At 70.4% G+C, this 26178-nt stretch carries 20 protein-coding genes and 1 pseudogene; 16 read left to right on the plus strand and 5 right to left on the minus strand.

What is annotated here, in order from left to right:
* Positions 1-95 precede the first annotated feature (95 nt).
* The 3 genes from J7F03_RS21495 to J7F03_RS21505 all read left to right on the plus strand — a co-directional run bounded on the left by J7F03_RS21495 (position 96) and on the right by J7F03_RS21505 (position 3696).
* A complete protein-coding gene (locus J7F03_RS21495) occupies positions 96-1610 on the plus strand; it encodes an APC family permease (RefSeq protein ID WP_214951796.1) in 1515 nt (504 codons plus the stop codon).
* Positions 1611-1684: 74 nt separating this feature from the next.
* Positions 1685-2806 carry an agmatine deiminase family protein gene (locus J7F03_RS21500; RefSeq protein ID WP_214951798.1) on the plus strand — a complete coding sequence of 374 codons (1122 nt, stop codon included), beginning with the start codon at positions 1685-1687 and terminating at the stop codon, positions 2804-2806.
* Between the two features lie 503 nt (positions 2807-3309).
* Positions 3310-3696: a hypothetical protein gene (locus J7F03_RS21505; protein WP_214951800.1), complete on the plus strand. Its 387-nt coding sequence runs from the start codon at positions 3310-3312 to the stop codon at positions 3694-3696.
* A 723-nt stretch (positions 3697-4419) separates the two neighbouring features.
* On the opposite strand, the gene J7F03_RS21510 is transcribed toward J7F03_RS21505, so the two are convergent.
* Positions 4420-5028, minus strand: coding sequence for a TetR/AcrR family transcriptional regulator (locus J7F03_RS21510; protein ID WP_214951802.1), 609 nt, complete (start codon positions 5026-5028; stop codon positions 4420-4422).
* A 158-nt stretch (positions 5029-5186) separates the two neighbouring features.
* Here J7F03_RS21510 and J7F03_RS21515 point away from each other — a divergent pair, with 158 nt between their 5' ends.
* The 3 genes from J7F03_RS21515 (at position 5187) to J7F03_RS21525 (ending at position 8751) form a co-directional block, all read left to right on the plus strand.
* Positions 5187-6248 carry an oxygenase MpaB family protein gene (locus tag J7F03_RS21515; protein ID WP_214951804.1) on the plus strand — a complete coding sequence of 354 codons (1062 nt, stop codon included), beginning with the start codon at positions 5187-5189 and terminating at the stop codon, positions 6246-6248.
* 382 nt (positions 6249-6630) lie between these two features.
* Positions 6631-7908: an Nramp family divalent metal transporter gene (locus J7F03_RS21520; protein ID WP_214951806.1), complete on the plus strand. Its 1278-nt coding sequence runs from the start codon at positions 6631-6633 to the stop codon at positions 7906-7908.
* 210 nt (positions 7909-8118) lie between these two features.
* Entirely contained in the window at positions 8119-8751 is a 633-nt protein-coding gene (locus J7F03_RS21525) for a pyridoxamine 5'-phosphate oxidase family protein (protein WP_214951808.1), read from the plus strand.
* 177 nt (positions 8752-8928) lie between these two features.
* Here the strand turns inward: J7F03_RS21525 and J7F03_RS21530 are convergent, their stop codons facing one another.
* Positions 8929-10566 carry a peptidase M23 gene (locus J7F03_RS21530; RefSeq protein ID WP_251072240.1) on the minus strand — a complete coding sequence of 546 codons (1638 nt, stop codon included), beginning with the start codon at positions 10564-10566 and terminating at the stop codon, positions 8929-8931.
* Positions 10567-10904: 338 nt separating this feature from the next.
* Between J7F03_RS21530 and J7F03_RS21535 the strand changes: the two genes are divergently transcribed.
* The gene (locus J7F03_RS21535; RefSeq protein ID WP_214951811.1) at positions 10905-11975 is read left to right on the plus strand and encodes a BTAD domain-containing putative transcriptional regulator; all 1071 of its coding nucleotides are present in this window, start codon (positions 10905-10907) and stop codon (positions 11973-11975) included.
* 40 nt (positions 11976-12015) lie between these two features.
* Here J7F03_RS21535 and J7F03_RS21540 read toward each other — a convergent pair whose 3' ends face one another.
* Positions 12016-13035, minus strand: a complete 1020-nt coding sequence (locus tag J7F03_RS21540; RefSeq protein ID WP_374104373.1) for an alpha/beta hydrolase — start codon at positions 13033-13035, stop codon at positions 12016-12018.
* 60 nt (positions 13036-13095) lie between these two features.
* Positions 13096-15540, minus strand: coding sequence for a penicillin acylase family protein (locus J7F03_RS21545; RefSeq protein ID WP_214951816.1), 2445 nt, complete (start codon positions 15538-15540; stop codon positions 13096-13098).
* Between the two features lie 300 nt (positions 15541-15840).
* Between J7F03_RS21545 and J7F03_RS21550 the strand changes: the two genes are divergently transcribed.
* The 6 genes from J7F03_RS21550 (at position 15841) to J7F03_RS21575 (ending at position 23676) form a co-directional block, all read left to right on the plus strand.
* Complete coding sequence (locus J7F03_RS21550; protein WP_214951818.1) at positions 15841-16830, plus strand: alpha/beta hydrolase family protein; 990 nt, start codon at positions 15841-15843, stop codon at positions 16828-16830.
* A gap of 65 nt (positions 16831-16895) precedes the next feature.
* Positions 16896-18410 (plus strand): peptidoglycan DD-metalloendopeptidase family protein, encoded by a 1515-nt coding sequence (locus J7F03_RS21555; protein WP_214951820.1) that lies wholly within the window; start codon positions 16896-16898, stop codon positions 18408-18410.
* Positions 18411-18497: 87 nt separating this feature from the next.
* Positions 18498-20528 carry a family 43 glycosylhydrolase gene (locus tag J7F03_RS21560; protein WP_214951822.1) on the plus strand — a complete coding sequence of 677 codons (2031 nt, stop codon included), beginning with the start codon at positions 18498-18500 and terminating at the stop codon, positions 20526-20528.
* Positions 20529-21003: 475 nt separating this feature from the next.
* On the plus strand, positions 21004-21813 hold the full coding sequence (locus J7F03_RS21565; protein ID WP_214951824.1) for a serine/threonine protein kinase: 810 nt from the start codon (positions 21004-21006) through the stop codon (positions 21811-21813).
* Positions 21810-23360 carry a serine/threonine-protein kinase gene (locus J7F03_RS21570; protein ID WP_214951826.1) on the plus strand — a complete coding sequence of 517 codons (1551 nt, stop codon included), beginning with the start codon at positions 21810-21812 and terminating at the stop codon, positions 23358-23360. Before J7F03_RS21565 ends, J7F03_RS21570 begins: the two co-directional genes overlap by 4 nt.
* Positions 23361-23409: 49 nt before the next feature.
* Positions 23410-23676, plus strand: a complete 267-nt coding sequence (locus J7F03_RS21575) for a DUF4235 domain-containing protein (protein ID WP_214951828.1) — start codon at positions 23410-23412, stop codon at positions 23674-23676.
* On the opposite strand, the pseudogene J7F03_RS41140 reads toward J7F03_RS21575, so the two are convergent.
* Positions 23609-23830, minus strand: a pseudogene (locus J7F03_RS41140) (YihY/virulence factor BrkB family protein); the annotation flags it as partial. The gene J7F03_RS21575 and the pseudogene J7F03_RS41140 overlap by 68 nt on opposite strands.
* Positions 23831-24162: 332 nt before the next feature.
* Here J7F03_RS41140 and J7F03_RS21580 point away from each other — a divergent pair.
* From J7F03_RS21580 to J7F03_RS21590, 3 genes are read left to right on the plus strand one after another with little or no spacing between them, the layout of a single operon-like run.
* On the plus strand, positions 24163-24849 hold the full coding sequence (locus J7F03_RS21580) for a HemK2/MTQ2 family protein methyltransferase (RefSeq protein ID WP_308379858.1): 687 nt from the start codon (positions 24163-24165) through the stop codon (positions 24847-24849).
* A complete protein-coding gene (locus J7F03_RS21585) occupies positions 24833-25090 on the plus strand; it encodes a CDGSH iron-sulfur domain-containing protein (protein WP_308379860.1) in 258 nt (85 codons plus the stop codon). The genes J7F03_RS21580 and J7F03_RS21585 overlap by 17 nt, the downstream gene beginning before the upstream one ends.
* Entirely contained in the window at positions 25090-26124 is a 1035-nt protein-coding gene (locus J7F03_RS21590; protein WP_214951832.1) for an iron-containing redox enzyme family protein, read from the plus strand. Before J7F03_RS21585 ends, J7F03_RS21590 begins: the two co-directional genes overlap by 1 nt.
* The last annotated feature ends 54 nt before the right edge of the window (positions 26125-26178 follow it).

Below are 26178 nucleotides of genomic sequence, written 5' to 3' on the forward strand. Positions count from 1 at the left end.
GAGCACCGCTACATTCACGCCACCTCGTTTTCCTAACGCGGTTAGATTTAGCGCGCCGGCGCCGCCAACGGCTGCCCGCGCCCGGTGAGGTGATCATGAACGACACGTCGAACCCCGATTCGGATGCCGCGCGGCTGCACGCGCTCGGCTACCGCCAGGAGCTGCGGCGCAGCCTGGGCATCATCGGGAACATATCGATGGGGTTCGCGGTGGTGTCCCCCGTCGTGGCCCTGTACGCCGTCTCCATGGTGGGAACCACGGTGGCGGGCCCGATGTGGGTGTGGGCGCTGCCGCTGGTGCTCGTCGGCCAGTGCCTGGTAGTCAACGTCTACGCGGAGCTGACTTCGCAGTGGCCGCTGGCGGGCGGCCCGTACCAGTGGGGCAGACGCCTGCTCGGCCCGGCGTTCGGCTGGCTGGGCGGCTGGGTCTGGCAGTTCGCCGTCATGTTCGGCAACACCACGGTGGCGTACCTCGCGGCGCCCTGGGTGTACGCGCTCTTCGGGGCCGTGCCGACGCCCGGTGGGCTGGTCGCGGTGGCCGTTGCGATCCTGCTCGTGTGCATGATGGTCAACGCGTACGGGATCACCATCCTGCGCTGGTTCGTCTCGCTCGGGATCGCGGCGGAAGCGGTCGCCTCCGTACTGGTCGGCCTGATCCTGCTGCTGTTCTTCCGTGAGCACGGCTTCCCGCTGTTCACCGAGACGCTGGGCGCCGAGGCGCTGTCCGGTGGTTCCACCGTCGCCGGGTTCCTCGCGGCCGTCGCCGTCGCCGGATGGGCGTTCATCGGCTTCGACGCCTGCGTATCGACCGCGGAGGAGACCAAGGACGCCGGCCGTCAGGTTCCGCGCGCCATGTGGTGGTCGCTGCTGAGCGTCGGCGCCGTCGTCATCCTCAACGCGATGGCCGTCGCGCTGGCGCACCCGCATCCGGAGGCGGTGGTGGCCGGTCAGGACATCGACCCCGTCACGACGGCCGTGGTGCACGCCTTCGGCGGCTGGTCGGACAAGCCGTTCGTGGTGGTGGTCCTGATCGGGTTCCTGGCCTGCGCTATGGCCTCCCAGGGCGGGGCGGCCCGCGGCCTGTTCTCGCTCGCCCGTGACGGCGTCTTCCCGTTCTCCCGGCACGTACGCAAGGTCAACGCGCGCAAGGCCCCCATCGGCGGCCTCGTCGCATCCACCCTCATCAGCGGGAGCGCACTCGCCCTCGGGCTCAATGCCACCGCCATCGGCAGCCTCATCTCCTTCGGCACCGCAGCCACGTACCTGCCCTTCTTCCTCGTCTCCCTCGCCGCGCTCATCGCCCGGCTGCGCGGGACCTGGGTGCCCTCCGGCCACATCCGGCAGGGCGCCAAGGGCACCGTCCTCAACGTCCTCGCCGTGGCCTGGACGGCCTTCGAAGTGGTGAACGTCTGCTGGCCGCGCACGATCCTGGCGCCCCCGGACGCCCCCTGGTACCAGGTGTGGGCCGCCCTGCTCGGAACCGGCGTGGTGCTGGGCACGGGCCTGGTCTACCTGGCCGCACGCCGCCCGCACGACCGGCTGCGCGACGGCGCGGCGGCCTCCGCGTCGCCGCTGCCCGAGGGGCTGGAAGTCGCCGCCGAACGCCCCTGATACGAGGGCGGCGCCGAGCCGTCGGCGCCGCCCCGCCCCCCATCCGCTCCAACTCCCCGGAGGGACACACCGCCATGGACCAGCCCCGCACCACCCGCCGGATGTTCTGTGCGACCGCACTGACCGCCGCCGCGACCGTATTGCTCACCTCCCGCGGCGCCGGGCCGGCCGCGGCGCTGCCGTCCACCGGCACGCCGATCGTCCCCGCCGAGTGGGAGAGCCACTCCGGCTGCGTCATGGCCTGGCCCTGGGACCGCACGAACGGGTGGGGCGGGCTGCTCCCCCAGGTGCAGGCCGAGGTGGCCGCCGTCGCCAAGAGCATCGCGCGCTTCGAGACCGTCCTGATGTTCGCCGAACCCGGCACGACCGCCGACGCCCGTCGCCAGTGCGGGCCCTCCGTCACCGTCGTCGAGTACCCGGTCAACGACTGCTGGACCAGGGACACCGGACCGATCTTCGCCCTGAACGCGGCCCGCACCCAGCGCACCGGTCTGGACTTCCGCTTCAACGGCTGGGGCAACAAGTACCCGTACGACAAGGACGACCTCCTGCCCGTCGGCGTCTGCAACTACCTCTCCGTACCGCGCCGGCCGGTGGACCTCGTCCTGGAGGGCGGCTCCGTCATCACCGACGGCCAGGGCACCCTCATCACCACCGAGGAATGCCTACTCAACCCGAACCGCAACCCCGGGATGACCCGCGCCCAGATCGAAGCCGCGCTGCTCGCCGCGTACGGGGCGAGCAAGGTGATCTGGCTGCCGTACGGACTGGACAACGACCTCATCACCAACGGACACGTCGACCTCGTCGCCTCCTACCTCGGCCCCGCGCGCGTCCTGCTCCACACCCAGCCCGACACCTCCAGCCCCAACCACACGCGCATGGAGGCCAACCGGTCCGTGCTCCTGGCCGCCACCGACGCCTGCGGACGGCCCTTCCGGATCGAGGAGCTCCACCAGCAGCCCCACTTCCAGGTGTACGGCGCGCTCGTGGACACGTTCAGCTACACGAACTACTACCTGACCAGCGGCAGCGTCGTCGTTCCCACGGCGCAGGAGCCGGACGACGCCGCCGCGCTGTGCCGGTACGCCGAGCTCTTCCCGGGCCGGGAGATCGTCGGCATCCCGGCCCGCACCCTGGCCTGGGGTGGTGGCGGCGTCCACTGCATCACCCAGCACCTTCCCGCGGTGTCGTGAGTACGAGCGGACCCCCCGTCGTCGCAGCGCGCGCCGACGGGGGCCGCCGGGAAGGTGAACCCGGCAAGTCGGTCATCACTCTCCGCTGAATCCGACAGGGCGCTGCGCCCGGCTCAAGGAGCCGGGCGCAGCGCGGAACGAGGCCAAGGAGCGGCAGGCGGGCCGGCGAAGGCCCGCCCTGGTGATGGTCGCTCCGGATGGTGACGGCGAGGGCCGGAGTATGCCGTTCCGGATGAGCGTGGCGATGTGATGGGTGCAGGTGGGCTGATCTCCCAGGTGCCGAAGGCACGGTGACCATGTCTTGATCGGCAAACGGCCCTCCCGTTGTCGTTGGTCGCGAAGCCGGGAGGGCCCTTCGGGTGCGCCCGGAGGCGAAACGGGGTGGTGCTGCTACGCTCCCGCTGTATCCGGGCCGCCGCGCCGGCCCGCGAGAGCGGCTGCGCCGCTTCGTTCAAGGTGCTCCGCGCCGCGCTTGAGTCCTCAACTCGCGCCCGGAGCCCTTCATGCCTGCCGACCACTCCCGCAAGACGGCCATCCGCCAGTACATGGCTGCGACCGGCGACAGCTACTACCGCGCAGCCAAGGCAGTCGACCACGCCCGTCTCCTTGCGGCCCTCGCCCCGCCTCCACCGTGCGACGGCGTGAGCGGGCACAACTGGGACTGCCCGCAGGCCTGCCCAGCCTGCGAGACTCCTCTGTCCTGGACCAGGGACGAGCTCGGCCGCGCTGACGAGCTCTACGTCTGCACGGGCAGGCCCGCCTGCGAGGATCTCGACTGCTTCAACGGCTGCAACGACCACTTCGTGCGGATGTGCCACGACTGCTTGTACGTCTTCGGCGTCGACGGCGGGGATCCGCGGGACGGGAGCTGTCCCAATGGGTGCCGCTGACCTCCCCCGACCTGACCTCGGCGTCACCTCCGGCGCAGCAGGGCGGTCATCGCTGCAAGGTCCGTCTCCGAGCGGGCGATCGAGGCCTCGCCCCAGAGCAGTCCGCACTCGGTCTGGATCCGAAGGATCTCATCGGGGTAGGAGCGTACGACCTCATCGGTGACCGTGCCCCGCTCCGCGTGCTCGAAGAGCCGCTCGCAGGCCTCCCAGGCGCCTTCGCAGTCGTCGTCGAACTCGAACAGTGCCGCGATCGCGTCGACCGCGTGGTCACGCGAGGTCAGATGGCCGATCCCGCAGTCCAGCCCGTCGTCGTCAAGGTCGTCGGGGTACGGCGCACGGTGCCAGGAACCGTCCTCGAACCAGTAGACGCACTCGATCCTTCCTCGTCCCGGAAGGCCGCGACGGGATTCGGCGCTCGTCCGCTCCTGTTTCCTCGCTTCAGTGCGTCCAGGCTGCTGCCGACGCGGTAAGCGACAGTCGGGTTGGCGAGGACGGACACGGGGATTCAGCGTCGCGACGATGCGTCTGATACCGGTGGAGGCGGACGGGGGAGCGGTTGCAGCGGCGGCCCAGGTCAGACAGCTATGTGGGAGACCACCACACTTAGCCCCCAAACTGTGTGCGCACCCCGGATGCCACCCGCTGGTTGGTGAGGCGGGTCGGCGGCTTGTCACCCTGGTGATCGCGACCGGCGGCCGTGCGGCAGCCCACCTGGCGCGGCACCTACTGACTGGCCGGCCCGGGCGATGTCGCAGGCCATATGCCACCGAGCAGGAGCCGCAGTTGTCCGGTGAGCCGGGTGGCGTCGATGGCGCCGGGGGAGGTGAGGGCGAGGCGCGCGAAGTGTTCCGCGGAGACGACCAGGGCGTGGGCGAGGACCTCGGGGTCCGGTGCGGCCTCTTCCGCGACGGCCGGCGCGGACTCGATCCACGAGGCGACCCTGCGCCGGAAGCGCTCCCGGTCCGCTTCGATGCGCGCATGGACGGCCGGGGGAGTGGTCGCCGGAGTCAGCAGGATCAGGCGCCAGGTGTCCGGGTCCTCCCGCAGCATGGCGGCCATCCGGTGCACCGCCTCGCAGGCGAAGCCGACCGGGTCGGCGGCGCGGCCGGTGTCGGGCACGCTCGCGAGCAGACGGGTGAAGGCGCGCTCCTGCTGGCGGTCGAGCAGGGTGAGCAGCAGCACGTCGAGGTCGTCGAAGGCGCCGTAGACCACTGAGCGTGCGACCTGGGCCCGCTTGGCGATCGCGTCGATGGAGACCCGGCCGTAGCCGTCACTGACGATCACGGCGAGGGCCGCGTCGAGCAGTTGCTCCCGCCGTTCGGTGATCGGCACGCGCGGAGCGTAGGGGCGCCGTCTGCGCGGCCTGTCGGTGGGAGACGTCGGTGTCGGCACCTTGGCATCTTACGACAGCCGTGTCTTAATTTACGACAGCACTGTCTTATTGGGGGAGCGGCATGCTCCCGCCGCCACGGACACGAGGGAGCGGCCTGATGACCCGATTGAACGGCAAAGAGGTCGAACCGCACGAGGACTACGGGTTCTTCGGTCCCGGATCGGTGGTCTGGAAGGTGTGGAGCTATCCGACGGCGCCCACGGTGGGCTTCCAGCGCTCCGTGGTGGTCGAGGAGCTCGATCCCCCACTGGTGGCCGCGGTCCACGGCACCCAGGGCATCTACGAGCGCACGCGCACCCGCTACGACCGCACGTTGCGCTACTTCGCCATGGTGGCCTTCGCCGGCTCGGAGCAGGTGTGCAAGGCCGCCGACGTCCTGGTGAAGATACACTCGAAGGCCATCGGTCAACTCCCTTACGGCGAAGGCACCTACGACGCCAACGACCCCGCCTCGCAGCTATGGATACAGCTCACCGGCTGGCACTCGATCCTCTACGCGTACGAGAAGTACGGGCCGGGCAAGCTCACCGAGGAGGAGGAGAAGGAGTACTGGGAGGCCTGCGCCCTCGCCGCGGAGCTGCAGACGTGCTCGCCCGACGACGTCCCGCGCGACCGCGCGGGAATCCGGGCGTACTTCGAGCGCATGCGCCCGCAGTTGGCGGCCAGCCCGATCGCGCGCCAGGCCATGAACCACCTCCTGAACACCGACCTCGTCCTCCCGCCGACCCCGTGGTGGATGAAGCCCGCGCGGATGGTAGTGGCGAGGACGCACCGGATCGCCACCATCGCCACCATGCCGCGCTGGATGCGGGAGATGGCGCAGATCCGGCAGTCACGCCTTCTGGACGTCCTCATCGTGCCGGTCATGCGGACGGCCTTCGCGCTCGCCCACCTCAGCCCCCGGGTCGAACTGTTCCTGTTGGGGATGCTCTCCCCCTCCACGGTCAAGGTGGTCGCGCCCATCAAGCTCGGCGTTCCTCCCCGCACCAAGGAGGTCCTCACTCCCGAGCAGGCTCGCACCCGCCACGGCTACGTGAAGCCCGCCGCCGCCCACGCCGAGTTCCGGGCACGGCAGGCGGTACGAGTCTTCGGTGACGGGAAGGCCCCGAGCGAACAGGGACTCATCGAGTCCCAGGAAGTACTCGGCCCACTGGCCTAACCCCAGGTCGCGGTCGCAGTCTGAAGTCTCCAGCGAAACCGAAAGAGTTCACTCCGTTCTTGCGTGCAGTGTGCGAAAGGGTGGCGGTTCGGCTGGGAGTGGCCGAAGGCCGGCGGCGTGGACATGACGTGGGCACGTGCGCGCGGGGTGGTCTCGGGCGGCGCACGCGTTCGCGGTCGGGTGGGTGTGCCGGTCGTGGAGGCGTGCGCTCTGGTTGCGCCGTCGTCCCTGGTGGTGGCGGTGGCCCGGTACCGGAACCCCAAGCGCGCAGGGCCACCCGGGGCGGCGCCGCGTACGGCGATGGCGCAGGCCCTCTTGCGCGAGGGCCGCGGAGCCGCTTCGGTGATCCAGGTCACGCAGGGCGAACGGGAAGGTGACGGGGATGGCGGATACTGCTCAGGTCGGGACCGGAGAGAGTGAGAAGCAGCCTCCGCGGAAGGCGAGTTGGCGCCACATCGGACCGGGAATCGTCGTTGCCGCGACCGGTGTCGGCGCCGGCGACCTCGTCGCCACGCTCATCGCGGGCAGCAAGTTCGGCTACACCCTGCTGTGGGCGGCGGTGATCGGCTGCCTGGTCAAGATCTCGCTCGCCGAGGCCGCAGGTCGATGGCACCTCGCCACCGGCCGCACCCTCTTCGACGGCTGGCGCAGCCTCGGGTCCTGGACCACGGTCTACTTCGCGGGGTACGTCATCGTCTGGGGCTTCGTCTACGGCGCCGCCGCGATGTCCTCCAGCGCCCTCCCGCTGGCCGCGCTCTTTCCGGACACGATGAACCTCAAGGGCTGGGCCGTCCTGTGCGGCCTGGTGGGTCTGGTCTTCGTCTGGTTCAACCGGTACGCCGTCTTCGAGAAGGTCATGACGGTCATGGTCGGCGCGATGTTCCTGGTGACCGTGTACCTCGCGATCCGGGTCACGCCCCACCTCGGCGACGCCTTCGCCGGCCTCGTGCCCGTGCTGCCGGACGGTTCGCTGATCTACACGCTCGGGCTGATCGGCGGTGTCGGCGGTACCATCACGCTCGCCGCGTACGGCTACTGGGTCAACGCCAAGGGCTGGAAGGACGCGGGTTGGATGAAGGTCATGCGCCTCGACAACCGCGTCGCCTACATCACCACCGGCGTCTTCGTCGTAGCCATGCTCTTCGTCGGCGCCGAGCTGCTGCACTCGTCGGGGCTGGCGATCGCGAAGGGCGACAAGGGCCTGCTCGATCTGACCGGAATCCTGAAGGACCGCTATGGCACGGTGACCTCCAAGCTCTTCCTGATCGGCTTCTTCGCCACGTCCTTCACCTCGCTGATCGGCGTCTGGCACGGGGTGAGTCTGATGTTCGCCGACTTCATGGCGAAGTACCGGCCGTCCCTGACCCCGGTCGGGACGAGCCGTGAGAAGTCGCTGCCCTTCCGGGCGTACCTGCTCTGGCTCACCTTCCCGCCAATGACCCTGCTCTTCCTGGACCAGCCCTTCGGGCTCGTCATCGTGTACGGGGTCATCGGCGCCTTCTTCATGCCGTTCCTGGCGCTGACGCTCCTATGGCTGCTCAACTCCTCGCGTACGCCCCCCGATTGGCGCAATGGCCTGCTGAGCAACGTGATGCTGGCGGCGGCGGGGCTGCTCTTCGTACTGCTGTGCGCACAGCAGGTGCGGGAGCTGCCCTGGTGAGAGCGCGCCGCCGATTCGGCCCTCCTCGACACGCGGCAGGTCGAGGTGCGGATCCGCGCCGGATCCTGGATAGCGGTTCTCGCGGCGCCGCAGGGTGAGCGTTGGCCAGGAAGACCACGGCCGCCCCGGGCCTCCGTGCCGCGCCGGATGGCCGTGGCATAGTCGCGGGAGGGCGGCGGTCCGGCCGCGCGCGAGCAGACGGGGTGGGCAATGAGATCAGAGGCGTTCGAGGAGATCACCACCGAGGGGGAGTTGCGCGAGCTGCTCGGCGAACCCACCCCCGTGGCCCGCAGCAAGGAACGGCGGACCCTCCACGACCACCACAAACAGTGGCTCGCACGGTCCCCGCTCTGCTTGATCTCCACCTCCGCGGCCAACGGCACCTGTGACGTCTCGCCCAAGGGCGACCCGGCCGGCTTCGCCAAGGTCCTCGACGACACCACCCTCGTGATCCCGGACCGCCCCGGCAACCGCCGTGCGGACAGCTACCACAACGTCCTCACCAACCCCCACGTCGGTCTGCTCTTCCTGATCCCGGGCCGCGGCGACTCCCTCCGCGTCAACGGCCGGGCCCGGCTGCTCCGCGAGGCGCCCTTCTTCGACGACCTGACCGTCAAGGGTCACCGCCCCACGCTCGCGCTCCTCGTGGAGGTCGAACAGGTCTACTTCCACTGCTCCCGGGCCTTCGTACGCTCCGCCCTGTGGAAGCCGGAGACCTGGAACCCCGAGGCCGGACCCTCCAGGGCGAGGATCTCGAAGAGCCTGGAGCGCACGCACGAGTCCCTGGAACAGCTGGAGCGCTACTACGGGCCCTCGTACGACGAGAGGAACATGTACATCTGACCGCGAGGGTTCGTGGATCGCGGAGACCCGCACGGCCCAGGACGTACGGCCGCCCGGATGTCCGGGACCTGGTCAACCGCCCGGCCGTCGTCCCGTCCACCGCGGGTGCGGTCTGCGGGACGACGGTCGGGCGTTCTTCGGAGGCCTCATCCCAGGAACGGATCCACGTCGGAGCGGCTAGTTGATGGCGGGGCCGGAATCGTTCAGCCAGGACCAGTCCGACCAAGTGGCGAAACCGGTCTGCCACTTGTGGTAGACACCGGCGTGGCTGGTGGCGAACACTTCGATGCGGCCGTCGGCGTCGTTGCTCGCGGCGATCTCGGCGCCACCGCCACCGAAGGTCTCCCACTCCGAGAACGGCGCGTTCGGGCGGGTCTGCCAGGCGTGGCTCGCGGTGTCGGCGTTGATCGCGAACACCTCGACCCGGCCGTCGGCCGACCGCGAGAGGGTCAGCTCGGCGTTGGAGATCCCGCCCATGCCCGCCCAGTCCGACCATGAGGTCGGGCTGGTCTGCCAGCGGTGGAACACGCCGTTGGCATTGGAGGCGAACACCTCGAGCCTGCCGTCCTGGTTGTAGCCGGCGGTCAGGTCGTGTCCGCCGCCGCCGAAGTTCTCCCAGGCGGACCAACCGCCGTTGACCCCGGTCTGGTAAAGGTGCTCGAAGGTCGAGTCCGAGAGCGCGAACACCTCGAGTCGACCGTCGGGTGCGGTTTCGATGGCGAGCCGTGAATTGGCCGGGCCGCCGCCGGCGCCTTCCCAGCCGGCCCAACTGCCGCTGGGTGCCGTCTGCCAGCGGTGGAACACGCCGTTGGCGTTGGAAGCGAACACCTCGATGCGCCCGTCGGCGTTGTTGCCCGCAGCCAGTTGGTATCCGCCGCCGCCGAAGTTCTCCCAGGCGGACCAACCCGCACCGGGCGCGGTCTGCCACATGTGGTCGAAGGTGCTGCCCGACAGCGCGAACACTTCCAGCCGGCCGTCCGCGTTGGGCGCTACGGCCAGCTGCGCGTTACGCGGTCCACCCTCGAACCGCCACTGCGACCAATCGCCGTTCACCGCGGTCTGCCACGAGTGGTACACACCATCGGCGCCGGCGGCAAAGGCCTCCAGCCGCCCGTCCGCAGACCGTCCGGACGCCACCCGGCCCGAGGCGTACGGGTGCTTGGGGCCGCCGCTCATGCCGGACCACAGCGCGTTGGCAATGACCGCCGCGTCGTCCGCCTCGATCGCGTACAGGCCGCGCAGGTCCTCCCTCGGCTGCTGGACATGCCAGCACACCTCGCCGATCGCCTCGTTGTTCCACGATCCGCCCGGATACAGCTCTTCCACCCGATCGAAGAAGGCGTTGGTGGCGTGGGCCGGGTTCAGACGCTCTTCCCGGGTACCCCACCAGTCCTGCTGCTGGAACAGCCCGAGACTCGTGTAGTCCACGGCCTGGGAGTAGTTGTTGATGCTGGTCTCCACGATGACCGTGGCGATGGCGATGGCTGCGGCCCTCTGGTTGAGCCCCCGGTCCTTCACCGCCTGCGTGACCATCCGCGCGCAGGACATCTTGTAGGCGTTCATGTAGCCGGCCATCTTCGCGTGCAACTGCGGGTTGAGCTGGTCGGCCATGATGCCGTCGGTGGCCGACGGGCCGGCCGGATCACACGGCACGGTCGGAATGGCGAAGCCCTGTGGGCCACTGAAATACCGCGAGACGCCGTACCGGTCATCGCCCGGTCCCGGAACTGACGCGTGTTCGGCGAAGGCGACCGAGGCGGTCATTCCGACGACCAACGCCCAGATACCGGCCAGGAAGGCCATTCTGCTGAACATGCGGCACAAGCTGTTTATCGCCACTGTCTACCCTTCTGTCGTGACCCGGCCCCAGTCGGACCAGCCGGCGAGGAACAACGATCTGGAAGTCGTCACCAGAACCTCTCCGGTCCGCGGCGGCCGACAGTAGGGCGCACCGATGAAATACCGATGGAATGGGCGCGCCGCCCCGTCGCGGTGCTGTCGGAGCGTCAGTGGCGCGGGCCGGCACACGGGGTCCACCGGGGGCCATCGCGCGTGTCACTCCGGATCGTTCCGGATGCCTTGCCCGGCACTCTCACCACTACCTTGTCGACGGCGTCGGCCAGACCGGCCAGCCTGGAGCCAGGGGAGCAGTGATGCCGACGACCGCCACCACCTGCGGACCAACCGCCACCGACCTCAGGCATCAGGAGCGCAAGGTGCTCCACGCGATCGGTTGCGGCCTGCGGGACGACGAGATCGCCGCCGCCCTCGCCATGCCCGAGGACGCCGTCGCCGGACACCTCGCGCGGATCCTCGTCAAACTCGGGCTGCGCGACCGGGCCGCCGCCATCGTCCACGCCTTCGACTGCGGCTTGGTCGTCCCCGGCAGCGGCCCCCGCACGCGGGCGGTGGACCCGGTGCCGCGGACCGCCGCCGGCCGAGCGGCCGGACCCAAGGTGCAGATATCCCTGCTCGGACCGCTGCAGGCACGGCAGGACGGGCGGCCCCTGAAGCTGGGGCATCTGCGTCAGCAAGCCGTACTCGCGGCGCTGGCGCTGTGCGCGGGACGGACGGTCAGCAGGCAGGAACTGCTCGACGGAGCATGGGGGACGGAGCCGCCGGTCACGAATGTGGTGCCGGTGTACGTCTACCGGCTGCGCAAGACCCTGCGCGTCGCGGACAGTCGCCCGGACTCGGTGATCGAGCACGACCGGTGCGGCTACCGGCTGGTCCCCGGCGCGGTCGACGTGGACGTGGCGCGCATGGAGGAGCTGGTCGCCGACGTCGGTACGGCCGAGCGAGCGGGCGAACCGGCCGAGGCGGTCCGCCTGTGCTCCCAGGCCCTGGAGCTGTTTCGCGGGGAGCCTCTGGCCGGCCTGCCCGGGCCGCTCGCCGAGCTGGAGCGGCTGCGGCTCACCGAGCGCAGGATCACCATCGCGCAGCGGAAGCTGGAGTGGCAGCTGCGGCTGGGCCGGCACTCCGAAGCGGTCGCCGAGCTGTTCGCCCTGTCCGCGGCCCACCCCCTGCACGAGCCGGTGGCCGCGATGCTGATGCGCGCGCTGTACCGCGGCGGCCGACAGGCCGAGGCATTGACCGTGTTCGATCACGTCCGCCGCCGTCTGGCCGACGACCTCGGAGTCCCTCCGAGCCGGATGCTGCGGCAGACGCGTCAGATGATCCTGCGCGGGGACGAAGCCGGTCTCGGCCTCATCAGGACCCCGTGACCGGACCGCTCCCGGATCGGCGCGGCCCGGTTCCGGGCGGTCAGGAGGCGAAGGCCCTTTCCAGCCTGGGGATCAGGTCCCGGAGGTCCTCTTCCCAGCAGCCGGCGTTGTGGCCGCCGTTGCACTGCGTGCCCCAGGCGGAACCGTCGCCGTAGTCGACGTAGTAGTAGGGCATGCCCAGGGCGTCCATGCTGTCCTTGACGTGCTTGGACGCGCTTTCGACCCAGAACTCCAAGTCGGTGACGTCTCCACGTCCGTTGCCCACGTAGATGGAGACCCCGACTCCGGCGAGTTTGTCCATGTGCTGCGCCGGGTCCACCTCGTTCCACCTCCAGTCGGCGTTGAACACCGGGTAGGGCGAGCCGAACGCGGCGTCACTGTCCACGCTGGGCTCGTAGGCGACGAGGGAGGCGACGACGGCCAGCCGCAGGTCCATGGACCTGACCGACAGATCGATGTCTCCCGACAGAGACGCGGTCTGGCTGAACAGGTCGGGGCGGTCCTGGGCGTAGTGGAGGGCCCCGAACCCGCCCATCGAGACACCGGCGATGGCCCTGGCCTTCTTGGTGGCGATGGTCCGCAGGTTCGCGTCGATGAAGGGAATCACCTGCTTGAGGTGGAAGTTCTCCCAGTTCTGGGCCCCGGCCGGAGTCCTCTGGTTGAGCCAGTTGGCATACCAGCCCCGGGCGCCGCCGTCCGGGATGACGGTGATCATCTCGTTCGAGGTGGTCAGCGCCGGATAGTTCTGCTGGATCGGGTCGTCGGGCGAACCGTGCAGGAAGTACAGCACCGGGTATCGCCTGGCCGGGTCGTCGTAGTAGCCGCTCGGCAGGATGATTTTGATGTGGTGCTTGCCCGTGACCTGGGGTGTGGTCACGGTGATGTGGAAGTTGGTGGGACCGCCTACGGCCGTGTCGACCTGGGTCAGGCCGAACCCGTCCGCCATCCTCGGCGGCGCGGTGCCGTCAGCGGCCTGTGCAGAACCTGCCGGCACCGCCATTCCCACCACGGCGGCCATCAAGGCCACCACCATTCGCCATCGAATTGAAGTCCTCGTCACAGCGTGCTCCCTCGTGAGCCTTGTCGTTGCGTGGGCGCGAAACCGATCGGGAGATCGGTCTCAGTCCAGGACCTTGACCTCCAATGCCGGTGAGGCCGCGATCTGCTCCTCGGTGAACCGTTCGGTCACCCACTGGCCGGCAGAGAACAACCTGGTCTGATCGGCGTAGTGCGGCGAATTCGGGTTGGCCGACTGGGAGTAGGCCAGTACGGAGGAAGCCTGCGGCGGGCCCTCGGCGGTGAACCGCACCTGCTGGACGAAACTGGACCCGAAGGTGATGTCCAGTTTCCCGTCGACCGAGCCGGGCGTGATCACGTTCAGCACGCCCAGTTCGCTGATCGCGCCGTGGATCGGGATCTGCTCACCGTTGCGCGTGATCTTCTGGATGTCCGACAGCGGCGCGTTCAGCGGAATGCCCGCGTTGCGCAGCGCGATGACCGCGCGGCCGAACGCGTCGCGGACGGCGGAACTTCCGGAGTCCAGCGAATTGGGCGTGTGCACCGGGTCCTTGGGATCGAAGGGCACTCGCCACGGCAGCTTCTCGATCGACTGGTTGTTGAGCAGGAAGGCCCAGTAGTTCTCGAAGAGCCAGGAACCCCGGCTGTCCGCCGTGAAGTTGTGGTCCTTCCAGGCGGCCAGGATCGGACACGCCTCGCTCACGTTGACCAGCTGGCCGTCCACCAGGATGAGCCCGAAGGGGACGCTCCGGCACATCGCCACCGTGGCATTGAGGGCCAGGTCGGCGGCCCGGCTGTTGTCGGCGAACAGCAACTGCCGCATGCTCTCCGGTGTGAAGCCCCGGCCCGGCAGGCCGTCGGTGCCGTTGATCCGGTTCCGCGCGGTCAGTATCAACTCCTGGGTGCGCAGCGATCGAGGCGTCGCCGTGTCGCCCATCACCCGGGGGAAGGACAGCGGCTGCTCGGGGTTGGCCAGCCAGGCGCTGTCGTTGGCGTTGCCCACGAAGTCATTCCGGATCAGGCGTGGTTGCTTGCGCGGGTCCAGCAGTCCCGGCGCGACCGCGTTCGGGTCGTCGGGCCAGTCGCACTCGCTGCGCTTGCCGTCGAAGATGGAGACCGGCGGCACGTTCGGCAGCCGTAGCGTCTGGTTGAACAGCTGCTGGCCGGTCAGGGTGAGGCACGACTGCGCGTGCTCGTCGGTGATGTTCGGGGTGGCCTGGATGTCCGCGTACAGCGCGTTGCCCTTGCGGTCGGAGGCGACGGTGTTGAAGAAGGGGACGCCCTCCGTGGTCTCCAAGATGTCCACCACGTCGTGGACGTCCTTGGCCTGGTCGAGGTGGAACCAGGTGTTCAGCGCCCGCAGGTTGTGCATGTTCACATCGCGCACCGCGTGCGCGCTGACCACCCAGGGCAGCGGAACGGTCAGTATCTGCGTGGTGATCGGGCCGTAACGGGTGGACCACAGCGTCCTGGTGACCCTGCCGACGGAGCCGTCCGCGTTCAGCACGTCGACACCGACCTGCTGCGAGGTCATCGGCTGCCAGGTGCCGTCGACCAGGTAGTTGGTCGGGTTCAGCGGATCCACCTGCACGTCGAAAAGCCCGAACGGAGCCACCGTGGCGACGGTGTGGCTCCAGGCGACGTCGTCGTTGTGCCCGATGTTCACCGCGGGGAACCCGAGCAGGCTGGCCCCGGAGACATTGATCTTCCCTGGGATCGTCAGCTGGCTCTGCCACATCCGGTTCTTGCCCTGCCAGGGAAAGTGCGGGTTCGCCAGCAGCATGCTGGTGCCCCCGGACACGCCCTGCGAACCGACCGCCAAAGCATTGCTGCCCATGCTCTGCTGACGGCTGACAGCCATCGCGTCGCGGATCTTCGTCGCGGTCTCCGTGGCCGAGGACGCCGGCGGCGCGGCGGCAGACGCCCCCATGGGCGCGGCGTTCACCTGACCGTTCAGCAGCACGTCGGCGCTGCCCATGATGATCTCGGCGTGCGCGTGCCGGTAGACGTCCAACTCGGTGATCGGCCGCACCCAGGCCGCACCGCGGCAGGCCGGGTCGGAGATGTTGTTCACGCCCGTCTCGGCCAGGTACCTGTTGTATCCCTGGACGTAGCCGCGAATGGCCTCTTTGACCTCCGGCTCCGGCCCGTCGGGGGCGGGCTGGTCGATCAGCCGCTCCACCACCCGGTCGTCGTTCATCCGCTGGAAGTACATGTCGCTGTTGAGATTGGTGGTGGTGTTCTGGTGCTCGCCGGGGCTCGCCTTGCCATCGGGCCCCAGGTAGCGGGACCTCTGGGCGTTGACCATCAGATAGGTGTCGGCCAAGGTGCAGACGTTGTCCTTGGCCGCTGCGTATCCGTAGCCCGTGCCCAGCCCCTCCCAGTTCGAGGCGATGATGTGCGGGATTCCGTATTCGGTGTAGCGGACCGTCGGCTTGTCCGGCGCCTGTCCCGGAGCCTGTGAGCCGGTGGCCGCCATCGTGCTCATGACCGCCACCGCGGCCACGGCCACCATCGGCAGCCTCGATCCTGATCTCCTCCGCGCCATCGAGCCGTCCTTCCCCTGTGGTCCAGGCCTTTGTCCGAAGGCGGCCATGCTAAGGAGGACCGATGAAATCTCGATGACGCTCCCGCAGCTCCCGCACTCTCGGGACACGGCCTAGCCGACGCGCTCCTTCCTGTCAGTCCGTAACCTTCCGGGGTCTCCCGGCCGCCGCACCGTTGCTACCTTCCAGACCGTCCGTGCGCATGGTCTGTTCAGAGGGCCGGCACGGTATGGAGCGGCGCGACGGGGGGCTTCTTCCGCTGCGCCCATACGCATCGTCAGGCTTGCGAGCAGGAGGACACATTGAGCGCGCAGCACCCCACCCGCAGGAGCATCCTCAAGACCGCCGGAGGCTTCTCGGCCGCAATGGCGATGGGCGGGGCAGGAGTCCTCGCCACCGCGTCGACCGCCTCCGCCGTCGATGACGGCTTCGGCTTGCGCGTCCTCGAGCGCGGCGAGGCCGACGCCCGCATGCGCTACTACCGGTTCCAGACGAGTGCGATCGGATGGAATCCCGCCGTCAACGTGCTCCTCCCCTACGACTACCACTGGAGCGGACGTCGGTACCCCGTGCTCTACCTCTTCCACGGGGGCGGTACGGACCAGGACTTCATCACGTTCGACCGCGAGGGCGTCCGCAACTGGACGGCGGGCAAGCCGATCATCATCGTGATGCCCGACGGCGGCCACGCGGGCTGGTACTCCAACCCCGTGAGCTCCAACGTCGGCCCGCGGAACTGGGAGCACTTCCACATCTCGCAGCTGATCCCGTGGATCGACGCGAACTTCCGCACCTACGCGGAGTACGAAGGCCGTGCCGTGTCCGGATTCTCGATGGGCGGCTTCGGAGCGCTGAAGTACGCCGCCAAGTACTGGGGCCACTTCGCCTCGGTGAGCGCCCACTCCGGTCCGGCCAGCCTGCGCCGGGACAACGGCCTCGTGGTCCACTGGGCCAACGCCTCCGCCGCGGCCCTGGACCTGAACGGCGGCACGATCTACGGGGCGCCGTTCTGGGACGAGGCCCGGGTGAACGCGGACAACCCGGTGCAGCGGATCGAGAGCTACCGCAACAAGCGGGTCTTCCTGGTCGCCGGCACCAGCCCCGATCCGATCAACTGGTTCGACACCCTGAACGAGACCCAAGTGCTGGCAGGACAGAGGGAGTTCCGCTCCCTGCTCGGCAACGCGGGCATCCCGCACGAGTGGCACGAGCGGCCCGGCGGGCACTTCATCCGCCACGACCTGATGGAACACGACATCAACGGCATCATCGACCGGCTCCGCAAGGCGTGACCGTCGCTCCTCACACCGCACGTCCATCCCACTCACCCCGAGACCGACAAGGGGAGGAGCGTCTCGTGCTTCCCGGATTATCCCGACGCCCACTGAACCGTGTTCTCGCGGTGGCAGCGATCCTCCTGTCGGCGCTGGCGGCCACGCATCCGGCCGCGGCCCGGACCGCCGATCTCACCGCGGCCTGCCCGACCACCGGTTTCGTGTCCCAGCACTTCCACAGCGGCCACAACGGCGTCGACATCGCCAACGACGTCGGGACGCCGATCTATGCCGTGGGCGACGGCGAGGTGACCATCTCCGGGTACATCGGCGACTACGGCCAGTGGATCCGCGTCCTGCACCCCGACGGGAGGATCTCCGAGTACGGGCACATGTCCCGGCGGGACGTCTCCGTCGGCGACCACGTCGTGGCCGGCCAGCAGATCGCCCTGATGGGAGCCGAGGGCACCAACGTCGACGGCTCCCACCTCCATCTGCGGATCTGGGGGGACACGTCCACCTCGTACGGCATCGACCCCGAGGCCTACCTCGCGGAGCGCGGCGTGGTGCTGCCCTGTACTCCGGGCAGCGGTCCGCGGCCCAAGCCGTTGGTGTATCCGGCGGAGTCGGGCCGGGTGGTGTCGGCGCGGTCGGCGGACGGACGCCTCGAGGTGTTCGCCGCCGGCAGCGATGGTGTGCACCACGCCTGGCAGCAGGAAGTGAACGGCAACTGGTCGGCCTGGGAACCGCTGGGCGGGCCGGGCAACGCCGAACTGGCGATCGCACCCAATGCCGACGGCCGTCTGGAGATGTTCGCCCTGGGCGCCAACACCTTCCAACACCGCTGGCAGCTCTCTCCCTCCGGCGGCTGGTCGAACTGGGAGACCTTCGGCGGTGGCGGGCACGACACCGCGGCCGGCGTGAACGCCGACGGTCGCATCGAGGTCTACGCCTCCAATCCGGCCGGGCTCTTCCACAGGTACCAAGTCGCCCCCAACGGCGGGTGGTCGGACTGGGAGCCCACAGGAGGTGGCCCCGCCAACGGTCGCGTGGAGATGGAGAAGTCGCCTGACGGACGTCTGGAAGTGTTCGCCCTGGGCGGCGACACCTTCCAGCACAAATACCAGACGGCCCCCAACGGCGGCTGGTCCCCATGGGACACCTTCGGCGGCGGCGGCCACGACCTCACCGCCGACCACAACGCCGACGGCCGCCTGGAGGTCTTCGCCTCCGGCCCGGAGGGCGTGTTCCACAAATACATGACCAGTCCGACCAGTTGGTCGAACTGGGAACCGACCGGCGGCCCCGCGAACTCACAACTCTCCAGCGAGCACACGCCGGACGGACGGGTCGAGGTCTTCGCCATGAACGGCAGTACGGCCATGCACGCCTGGCAGACCGCCGTCAACGCGCCCTACGGCGACTGGGCCGCCTTCGGTGGCGGCGGCACCGAAGTCACGGCGGTCACCAACGCCGACGGGCGGATGGAGATCTTCGGCACGAGCCACGCCGGCACCTTCCACAAATGGCAGACCGGCTTCTCCACCTGGTCCGACTGGACCTGGCTCAACAACACCGCCGGCCCTGCCCTCGACTGACCCCCCTCCGACCGCCCCCACAAACGACCCGTGGTCGGCCGTGCCCGGACGGGCACGGCCGACCACGCGGCCTCCCTGGAGAGACTCATGCTTCCGATCAGCAGACGGAACCTGTTGCGGGGTGCCGCCGGGGCGGGCGCGCTCCCGCTCCTGGGCGCCGGCCGGGCCGCGGCCAGGGCCGCCGACGCCGTGCCGCCCCATCGGTGGGTCGGCGCAGGACCTTTCGCGTACGTCTACGACCCGTCCACCTCCGCCGGTCCGCGCTATCTCAACGACCACACGCTGATCAAGGCCCAGGGCCGCTGGCACCTGTTCAGCATCGTCGGGGACAGTGCGCCGCGCGGCGAATCCCCGGACAGCGCGGGGGAGACCTCCTTCGCCCACGCCTCCGCGCCGAGCCCGAACGGGCCGTGGACCTCCCACGCCGACGCACTCACCGTCGCCCCGTCCTATTTCGGCGAGGAACACCTGTGGGCGCCCCACGTCGTCGCGGCGGGCGGCAGATTCTGGTTGTTCTACGCCGCAGGCGGCGAGAGCGGTGCCGCGATCAATCTCGCCACGTCGTCGGACCTGTTCACCTGGACGCGCGAGCCGTCCGGACCACTGTTCCGCGGGCTCGCGGCGCGCGACCCGATGGTGCTGCGGGTCGGCGGCGAGTGGGTCATGTACTACACGGAACTCTCGAGCGCGGACGGCCACCACGTCGTGGCCTGCAGACGGTCCGCCGATCTGGTGCACTGGAGCGAGCCGGGCGTCGCGTTCACCGACGCGACCACGGACACGACCGTCTCGGTCACCGAGTCGCCGTACGTCGTCGAACGGGACGGCTGGTACTACCTGTTCATCGGGCCGAGGGGCGGCTACGAGGGCACGGACGTGCTGGCGTCCCGGGACCCGTTCCACTTCGACGTCTCCGGCTACGCGGGCCACGTGCCCGGTCACGCCGTAGAGGTGTTCGCCGACGGGGAGACGTGGTACGCCAGCGCCGCGGGCTGGTTTCGGTACGGTCTGCACGTGGCGCCCCTTGACTGGCGGGACACGCCATCGCCGTGGCAGAGCGCGGACAACCCGGTGGCCGGCCTCGACGTCGGCGGCCGCCTTACGGTGTTCGCGCTCGACGCCTCCGACCGCTCGGTGTTGCGGCGCGTCCAGCTCGACCCGGACACCGACACCTGGTCGCAGTGGGAGTCCTTCGGAGGGCCGGCCGGTGCCGTTCCCACACTCGGCCGCAACGCCGGCGGCAGGCTCGAGGTGTTCTCGCTCGCCCCGGAGGGTGTCAACCTGCACCACCGGGTGCAGCGGCCGGACGGTGGCTGGTACGACTGGGAGGAGTTCGGCGGCCCGGCCGGCGCTGCCCCTTCCGTCGCCCGCGACGCCGACGGCCGGCTGGAGGTGTTCGCCCTGAGCCCCGGCGGCGCCTCCGTCGCCCGGCGACGGCAGTGGTCACCCGGATCCCTGGCCTGGGACCCGTGGGAGCCCGGCTTCGGCGGGGCCGCGGGCGCGCCACCGGTGGTCGCGGCGAACGCCGACGGCCGGCTGGAGGTGTTCACCCTCGCGCCCGGCGGCTCCGGGATCCACCACCGGTGGCAGGAGGCCCCGGGCGGCGCTTGGACCGCCGCATGGCACCGCTTCGGCACCGCGGCCGGCGCCGTACCTCGGGTGGCCGGGGACGGTAGCGGCCGGCTCACCGTCGCCGCGATCGGACCGTCGAGCGTGGGAACCTTCAGCCGGCAGCAGTCCGCGGCGAACGGCGGCTGGGACGCCTGGCTGCCGATGTTCGGCTGGAGCGCCGCCGCCCCGGCGCTCGTCGCCAACGCCGACGGCCGCCTCGAGGCGTTCTCGCTGACGCCCGGTGGCGCCCGGCTCAGCCACCGCTGGCAGATCGCCCCGGGTGGAAGCTGGAATTCCGGCGGGGAGTTCGGCGAGCCCGGCATCAGGCTCGCCGCCACGCCCACGGCCGTGCTCGATTCCACCGGGCGGACGCACGTCTTCGCCGTCACCGCCGAAGGCCGGATGCGCACCCGCGTCCAGGCTCAGCCGAGCGGCGGGTGGCGGCCGTGGACGGCCTTCGGCGACCGCACGGTCGCACCTGTCGTGTCGGGCAGTCCCGCTCTCTGAGCGCGGAGTGCGGATCTCGCCAAGTGAAAAGGGAAAACGGGCGGTTAGGCGGCGCTGTGATGCCCCGAGAACGGTGACGTTCCCCACCTTGGCCGGGTCGGGACGGGGTTTCCGCGCCCAGGGCGGGAGGGCGGGTCCCGCTCGGCGGCCTTGAATATCGGTGCACCGTGTCCCCACGCCCCGGCGTGAGAACTTCCTCCGATCAGCTCGGCAGAGAGTCGAAAACAACCCCAAATGGCCACCGCTGCCGCAGAGTCGAGGTGACCCGGGACACAGCGGGAGGCGCTCTGGCGGGGGAGGGCCGGCGAGCCTCCCGGGAAGGAGCTTCGGGAGCCTCCAGGGGCAGCCGGGGCGGGCAGCCCGCCCGGGCCGGCGGTCCCGGCCGAAGTGGCCGAAGTACGCCGATGAACTCCCTTGAGAGATGAGTATTGTTCCACTCGTCGGACCGATACGACGCGTGGAACAGGGGGGAGCGGTGAGCGGCGTAGTCGTCCATCTGCCGCAGGGATGTAGTGGCGCCGACGGCGGCGAACCGTACGGTGACGCGGTGACGCTACGGCTCGGACCGGGCGAAGTCGCCCGCTTCGGACGGGGCTCCGCGGCCATCCCCGTCGAGCTTCGCCTCGCCGACGCGGCGATTTCCCGGCTCGCCGGGGAGATCCGCGTGACCGACGACCATTGGCAGCTGACGAACCACAGCACCACCCACAGCTACCTGGTGGAGAACCCGGAGGGAGCCGGGGAGTACCTGAGGGTTCCGCCGCGACGGATCGGGGCGCCCGTCCCGTTCGAGTTCTCGCGCGTGGTGCTGCCCACCCGCAGCGACGTCACCGTTTCCTTCCAGGTGTTCGCGCCCGACCACGTCTATCTGGACCCGGAGGCCATGGGCGTCCCCTGGGGCCGCCTCACGGTCACCGCGTACTCCCTGGACGAGACGGCCACCTACTTCCTCGTCCTCGTCGCACTCTGCGAGCCGCGCCTGCGCGACCAGTCCCGCGTGGCGGTCCCCACGACTCCCCAGATCGTCGAGCGTCTCAGGGGGCACGTCACCTGCGGCACGCTGACCGCGCGTGCGATCAGCTCGCACATCGACTACCTCGCCGAGGAGAAGCTGCGCATCGGCGTCTCGGACCTCCGCGAACCCGGCAAGGGCGACCGCCGCAACGGGAAGCGGGAGGAGATCGTCGGGCTCGCGCTGCGGTTCGGGCTCGTACGGGAGGAGCACCTCACGCTGCTGCCGCCCCTGACGGGGGCCGGCGGGCGGGAGCGGCAGAGCGCGCGATGACGCCGCCGCACGGCCTGCGCGACACCACGGAACGCGATCGCAGGGACCTGCTCCCGCCCGGCTACCGGGTGCGGGACTGGACGGTCACCGACTTGATCGGCGCCGGTGGCTGGTCCACGGTCTACGCGGCACGGCCGGCCGACAGGCACCCGGACCGGACCGGCGGGACCCCTGCGGGCCGGTCGGCGGGACCCGCCGACGTCGCGCTCAAAATCATGCCGACCGCCGGGTACGCGCCGCGCCAGACACGCAGGATCGTGGAATCCGCCCGCCGCGAGGTCGAACTCGGGCGCAGGGCCGGGCATCCCCGGCTGATCGGCCTCCTGGACTCCTTCGTCCTCGCCGCACCGGACCGCCCCTCCCTGGACGGCGCGATCGTGCTGGTCATGGAGCGGGCCGCGGGCAGCCTGCGCGAACTCCTCGACGCGGGGGTGGCCGAGGCCGATCGCGCCCGGCTGATCGCGGGAATCTGCGAGGGACTCGCCCACCTCCACCGGTCGGGCTGGGTCCACGCCGATCTCAAGCCGGAGAACGTACTGCTGGGCACCGACCGCTCCGTGAAGCTCGCGGACTTCGGCCTCGCCACCGAAATGACGGGGACGCACGGGTACGCGCCTCCCATGGGCACCCTGGACTACCTCCCGCCCGAGCGCTGGCGGGCGCCCCTCGGGGAACTGGGCGTGCAGGTCCGGCCGAGTGCCGACATCTGGGCCCTGGGCATCGTCATCCACGAGGTGTTCGCGTCCGGTGCCTCCCCGTTCTCCGGCGCCACACCCATGGCGCGGGGCGCCGCCGTCCAGGAGTACGGAGAGGGGCGTGCGCCGCTGCGCATGGACCACGCCGTGCCGCCGTTCTGGCGCGCGCTGGCCGCCGACTGCCTCGCCCCGACCCACACGGCGCGCGCCCCGCACACCGCCGAGAGCCTGCTCGCGCGCATCGCCGCCGAACGAGGGACGGGCGAGACGGGGGCAGGACGGCTGTGGCGCCGAGCCCGCGCCGCCGTCCTCGCCACCGCGCTCTGCGGGATCGCCGGCGCCACCCTGTGGTCGGACGCGGTACGGGCGAGCCCGTCCGCACCGCCCGGCCGCGCGGGTGCGGCGGTTGCCGGCACGATCCGGGTGTTCAACGCGGAACGGGGGTGCCAGGAGCGGGCCGACCGGGACCCGCAGTGCAGTCTGGGGCTGGCGATCGATCCCCTGCGTGAGTACACCGCGGACAACGTCGTGCCGTCCCGGGTGTGGCACGGAGACGTCCTCGCCGTCGACTGCCAGTTGCCCGACGGGCGGTCTGTCATCGACGAGGCGAACCTGCAGTCAACCCGCTGGTTCCACGTCCGTCTCCCGCCCGGCTCCACACCCCCCACGGCCTGGCTCCCCGCCGTACGGACGAAGGACCGGCCGGAGCTGCCGGGGTGCCCGCCACCCGGCGGCCGTGCGAATGAGTCGCGGGGGGCGGGGCAGGCGGAGCTCAGGCGGATCCGCTGCACGGGTCGGTTTGCCGTGGAGAGGACCCCGAACCGGTTCTGGACAGAGGAGGCCAAGTGGTGACTACAGCGCAGGCCGACCGAGTTTCCGTGCGTCGTGGGCGGAGGCACAAGTGAAGACCTCCAAGATCGCTTACAAGCCGGTAGGACTGGCTCTGGGCGTCGTCGGCGGCATGATCGCCGGGATGGCGTTCAGGCAGGCCTGGAAGTTGATCGAGGGGGAGGACGACGCTCCGGACGCCACCGACGAGGACCGCTCCTGGAAGGAGATCCTCATCGCCGCCGGTCTCCAGGGCGCGATCTTCGCCGTCGTCAAGGCTGCCGTCGACCGGTCCGGGGCTGTCGCGACCCGGCGGGTGACGGGCACCTGGCCGGGGTGAACCCACCGCATCGCCGGCCCCACCGGTGCCCAGCGGTCAGGGGGCACGCCATTCGGCGGCGTTCCTCGTCGCTCCAGGCACGTGTGTCGCGGGGCTCGGCATAGGGCTCCTCGTCCTTGGGCAGCCGGCCGGCGATCGCGCGCCGGCGGGTCACGCCATTTCGCGATGGACCACACCGTCAGCGCGCTGTTGCCCATTCCCAGGGCGGCGCCCGCCTGCCGCGCCGGCCCTCGCGCCGTCATCCTCGCCGGTGTCCGGGCGTTTCTGTCCGTCGCCACGGTGTGCCTGTGAGTCGCGTGTCATACCTCGCGGGTGTCCGGTTCGGCGGCACTCATGTCACTGGGCACTCGCACACCTCCCGGAATTCCGTTTGATCCTCTGAAGATCGCCGGATTTCCGGATGGAGTGCTCCGCCGAGGGCAGGCGCACGCTGTCGCCCATGGCTGCGGCCCGCTTGCAGGGCCTCGTCGATCCCGGAGGTATGCGGTGTCCAGTACGGCTCTGACCTGGGACAAGCTGCCTGCCGGCTTGATCTCCCTGCCCGGTGTCTACCACCCGCAGGCGGACACCCGGCTCCTCGCCGAGGCGCTCGCCCACGAGGCCATGGGGCCCCGGACGGACGTGCTGGAGATCGGTACGGGCACCGGCGCGCTGGCCCTGCACGCCGCGGACAGGGGGGCCCGGGTCACGGCGGTCGACGTCTCCTGGCCGGCGGTGACCACGGCTCGCCTCAACGCGCTGCGTCACCGGCTGCCCTTGCGCGTCGTGCACGGCGACTTCGCCGCACGCACCTCGGGGCGCCGCTTCGACCTGGTCATCGCGAATCCGCCGTACGTTCCCTCCCCGGGGAACCGGCTCCCGTCGCGCGGACCGGCACGGGCTTGGGACGCCGGCGTCGACGGGCGCAGCGTCATCGACCGGATCTGCGCGAGCGCCCCGGCCCTGCTGCGTCCCGGGGGCGTCCTGCTCATGGTGCATTCGGGCATGTGCGGGGCCGAAGAGACCCTCGACCGGCTGACCGGGGCGGAGATGGCCGCGGCGGTGACGGCGCGGGCCTCCGTCCCGTGGGGCCCGGTGCTGCGGTCGCGGCGGGCCTGGCTGGAGCGGCAGGGTCTGGCGGCCGGAGCCGAGGAATGGGAAGAGCTGGTGGTCATCCGTGCCCGGCACCTCTGACAGCACGCCGTGCCCGGCGTCCCCGGCGGCGCGAGCCCGCCGGGTGTCCGTGGATCCACTGGGTCCGGTCCTGGTCGAGGGCCCTGTCGAGATCGTCCTGGACGACGGGACGGTCGCCCGCTCCGACCGGTTCGTCGTCGCGGTGTGCACGTGCCGCCGCAGTCGTACGTACCCGTGGTGCGACACCAGTCACCGCCCGCGCGAGCGAGCCGCGGCGCCGCCCGAGGACAGGAACCCGTGATGACACTGCCCGGCCCCAGTACGGCAGGGACCGCTGCCGGCCCTCGCCCGGTCGAAGGGAGGGGCGAGCTGTCGTGTGCCGTGACGCGGGCCCTGCGATCCGGTGCCCCGCCGGCATACGGCCCAGGGGCCCTGCTGAAGGCCGACCCGTTGGGTGAGGACCTCCAGCTCGCGCTCTATCTGCTGTACGAACTGCACTACCGCGGCTTCGACGGGGTGGACGAGGAACGGGAATGGGATCCGGACCTGCTGCGGCTGCGCCAGGCCATGGAGGCCCGCTTCCTCCACGCTCTGCGCACCGAACTGTCCGACGGGCCCCGGTCGGCCACCGAGGCCTTCGCCCCGCTCCTTGTCGAGCCCGTGGACCTTTCCGACAGCCTCAGCCACTACCTCGAAACCGAGGGCGAGCTCTGGCAGTTGCGCGAGTACGCGGCGCTGCGCTCCCTCTACCACCTCAAGGAGGCGGACCCGCACGCCTGGGTCATTCCCCGACTCACCGGCCGCGCCAAGGCCGCGATGGTCGCCATCGAGTACGACGAGTTCGGCGCCGGCCGCGCCGACCGCATCCACGCCCGGCTGTTCGCGGACCTCATGATCGACCTGGACCTGGATCCGACGTACGGCCGCTACCTCGACCGGGCCCCGGCGGCCCTGCTCGCGACCGTGAACCTGATGTCCCTCTTCGGACTGCACAGGGCGCTGCGCGGCGCGCTCGTCGGCCACTTCGCCTGCGTCGAGGTCACCTCGTCACCCGGATCCCGCCGCCTGGCCAAGGCCATGCGGCGCTGCGGAGGAGGTCCTGCCGCAGAGCACTTCTACACCGAGCACGTCGAGGCCGACGCCGTCCATGAGCAGGTCGTACGCCGCGAGGTCATCGGCGGCCTCCTCGCCGACGAGCCCGGGCTCGAAGCGGACGTCGCCTTCGGCTGCGCGGCGACCGTCCTCCTGGAAGACCGCCTCGCGACCGGCATCCGCGGGGCCTGGGATCAAGGGCGCACCGCGTTGCGCAGGCCCCTGCCGGGCCGAGCGGAGTAGGAGCGGAGCAGGACACGGGACGCGGGCGGGCGACACGCCGGTCGAGGCCCGGCG

The sequence above is a fragment of the Streptomyces sp. ISL-43 genome, from assembly GCF_018614195.1.
Taxonomy (GTDB): domain Bacteria; phylum Actinomycetota; class Actinomycetes; order Streptomycetales; family Streptomycetaceae; genus Streptomyces.

Coding starts and splice junctions, on each gene's coding strand:
- J7F03_RS21495 (WP_214951796.1), top strand. CDS start 96: ATGAACGACACGTCGAACCCCGATTCGGATGCCGCGCGGCTGCACGCG.
- J7F03_RS21500 (WP_214951798.1), top strand. CDS start 1,685: ATGGACCAGCCCCGCACCACCCGCCGGATGTTCTGTGCGACCGCACTG.
- J7F03_RS21505 (WP_214951800.1), top strand. CDS start 3,310: ATGCCTGCCGACCACTCCCGCAAGACGGCCATCCGCCAGTACATGGCT.
- J7F03_RS21515 (WP_214951804.1), top strand. CDS start 5,187: ATGACCCGATTGAACGGCAAAGAGGTCGAACCGCACGAGGACTACGGG.
- J7F03_RS21520 (WP_214951806.1), top strand. CDS start 6,631: ATGGCGGATACTGCTCAGGTCGGGACCGGAGAGAGTGAGAAGCAGCCT.
- J7F03_RS21525 (WP_214951808.1), top strand. CDS start 8,119: ATGAGATCAGAGGCGTTCGAGGAGATCACCACCGAGGGGGAGTTGCGC.
- J7F03_RS21530 (WP_251072240.1), bottom strand. CDS start 10,566: ATGTTCAGCAGAATGGCCTTCCTGGCCGGTATCTGGGCGTTGGTCGTC.
- J7F03_RS21535 (WP_214951811.1), top strand. CDS start 10,905: ATGCCGACGACCGCCACCACCTGCGGACCAACCGCCACCGACCTCAGG.
- J7F03_RS21545 (WP_214951816.1), bottom strand. CDS start 15,540: ATGGCGCGGAGGAGATCAGGATCGAGGCTGCCGATGGTGGCCGTGGCC.
- J7F03_RS21560 (WP_214951822.1), top strand. CDS start 18,498: ATGCTTCCGATCAGCAGACGGAACCTGTTGCGGGGTGCCGCCGGGGCG.
- J7F03_RS21570 (WP_214951826.1), top strand. CDS start 21,810: ATGACGCCGCCGCACGGCCTGCGCGACACCACGGAACGCGATCGCAGG.
- J7F03_RS21590 (WP_214951832.1), top strand. CDS start 25,090: ATGACACTGCCCGGCCCCAGTACGGCAGGGACCGCTGCCGGCCCTCGC.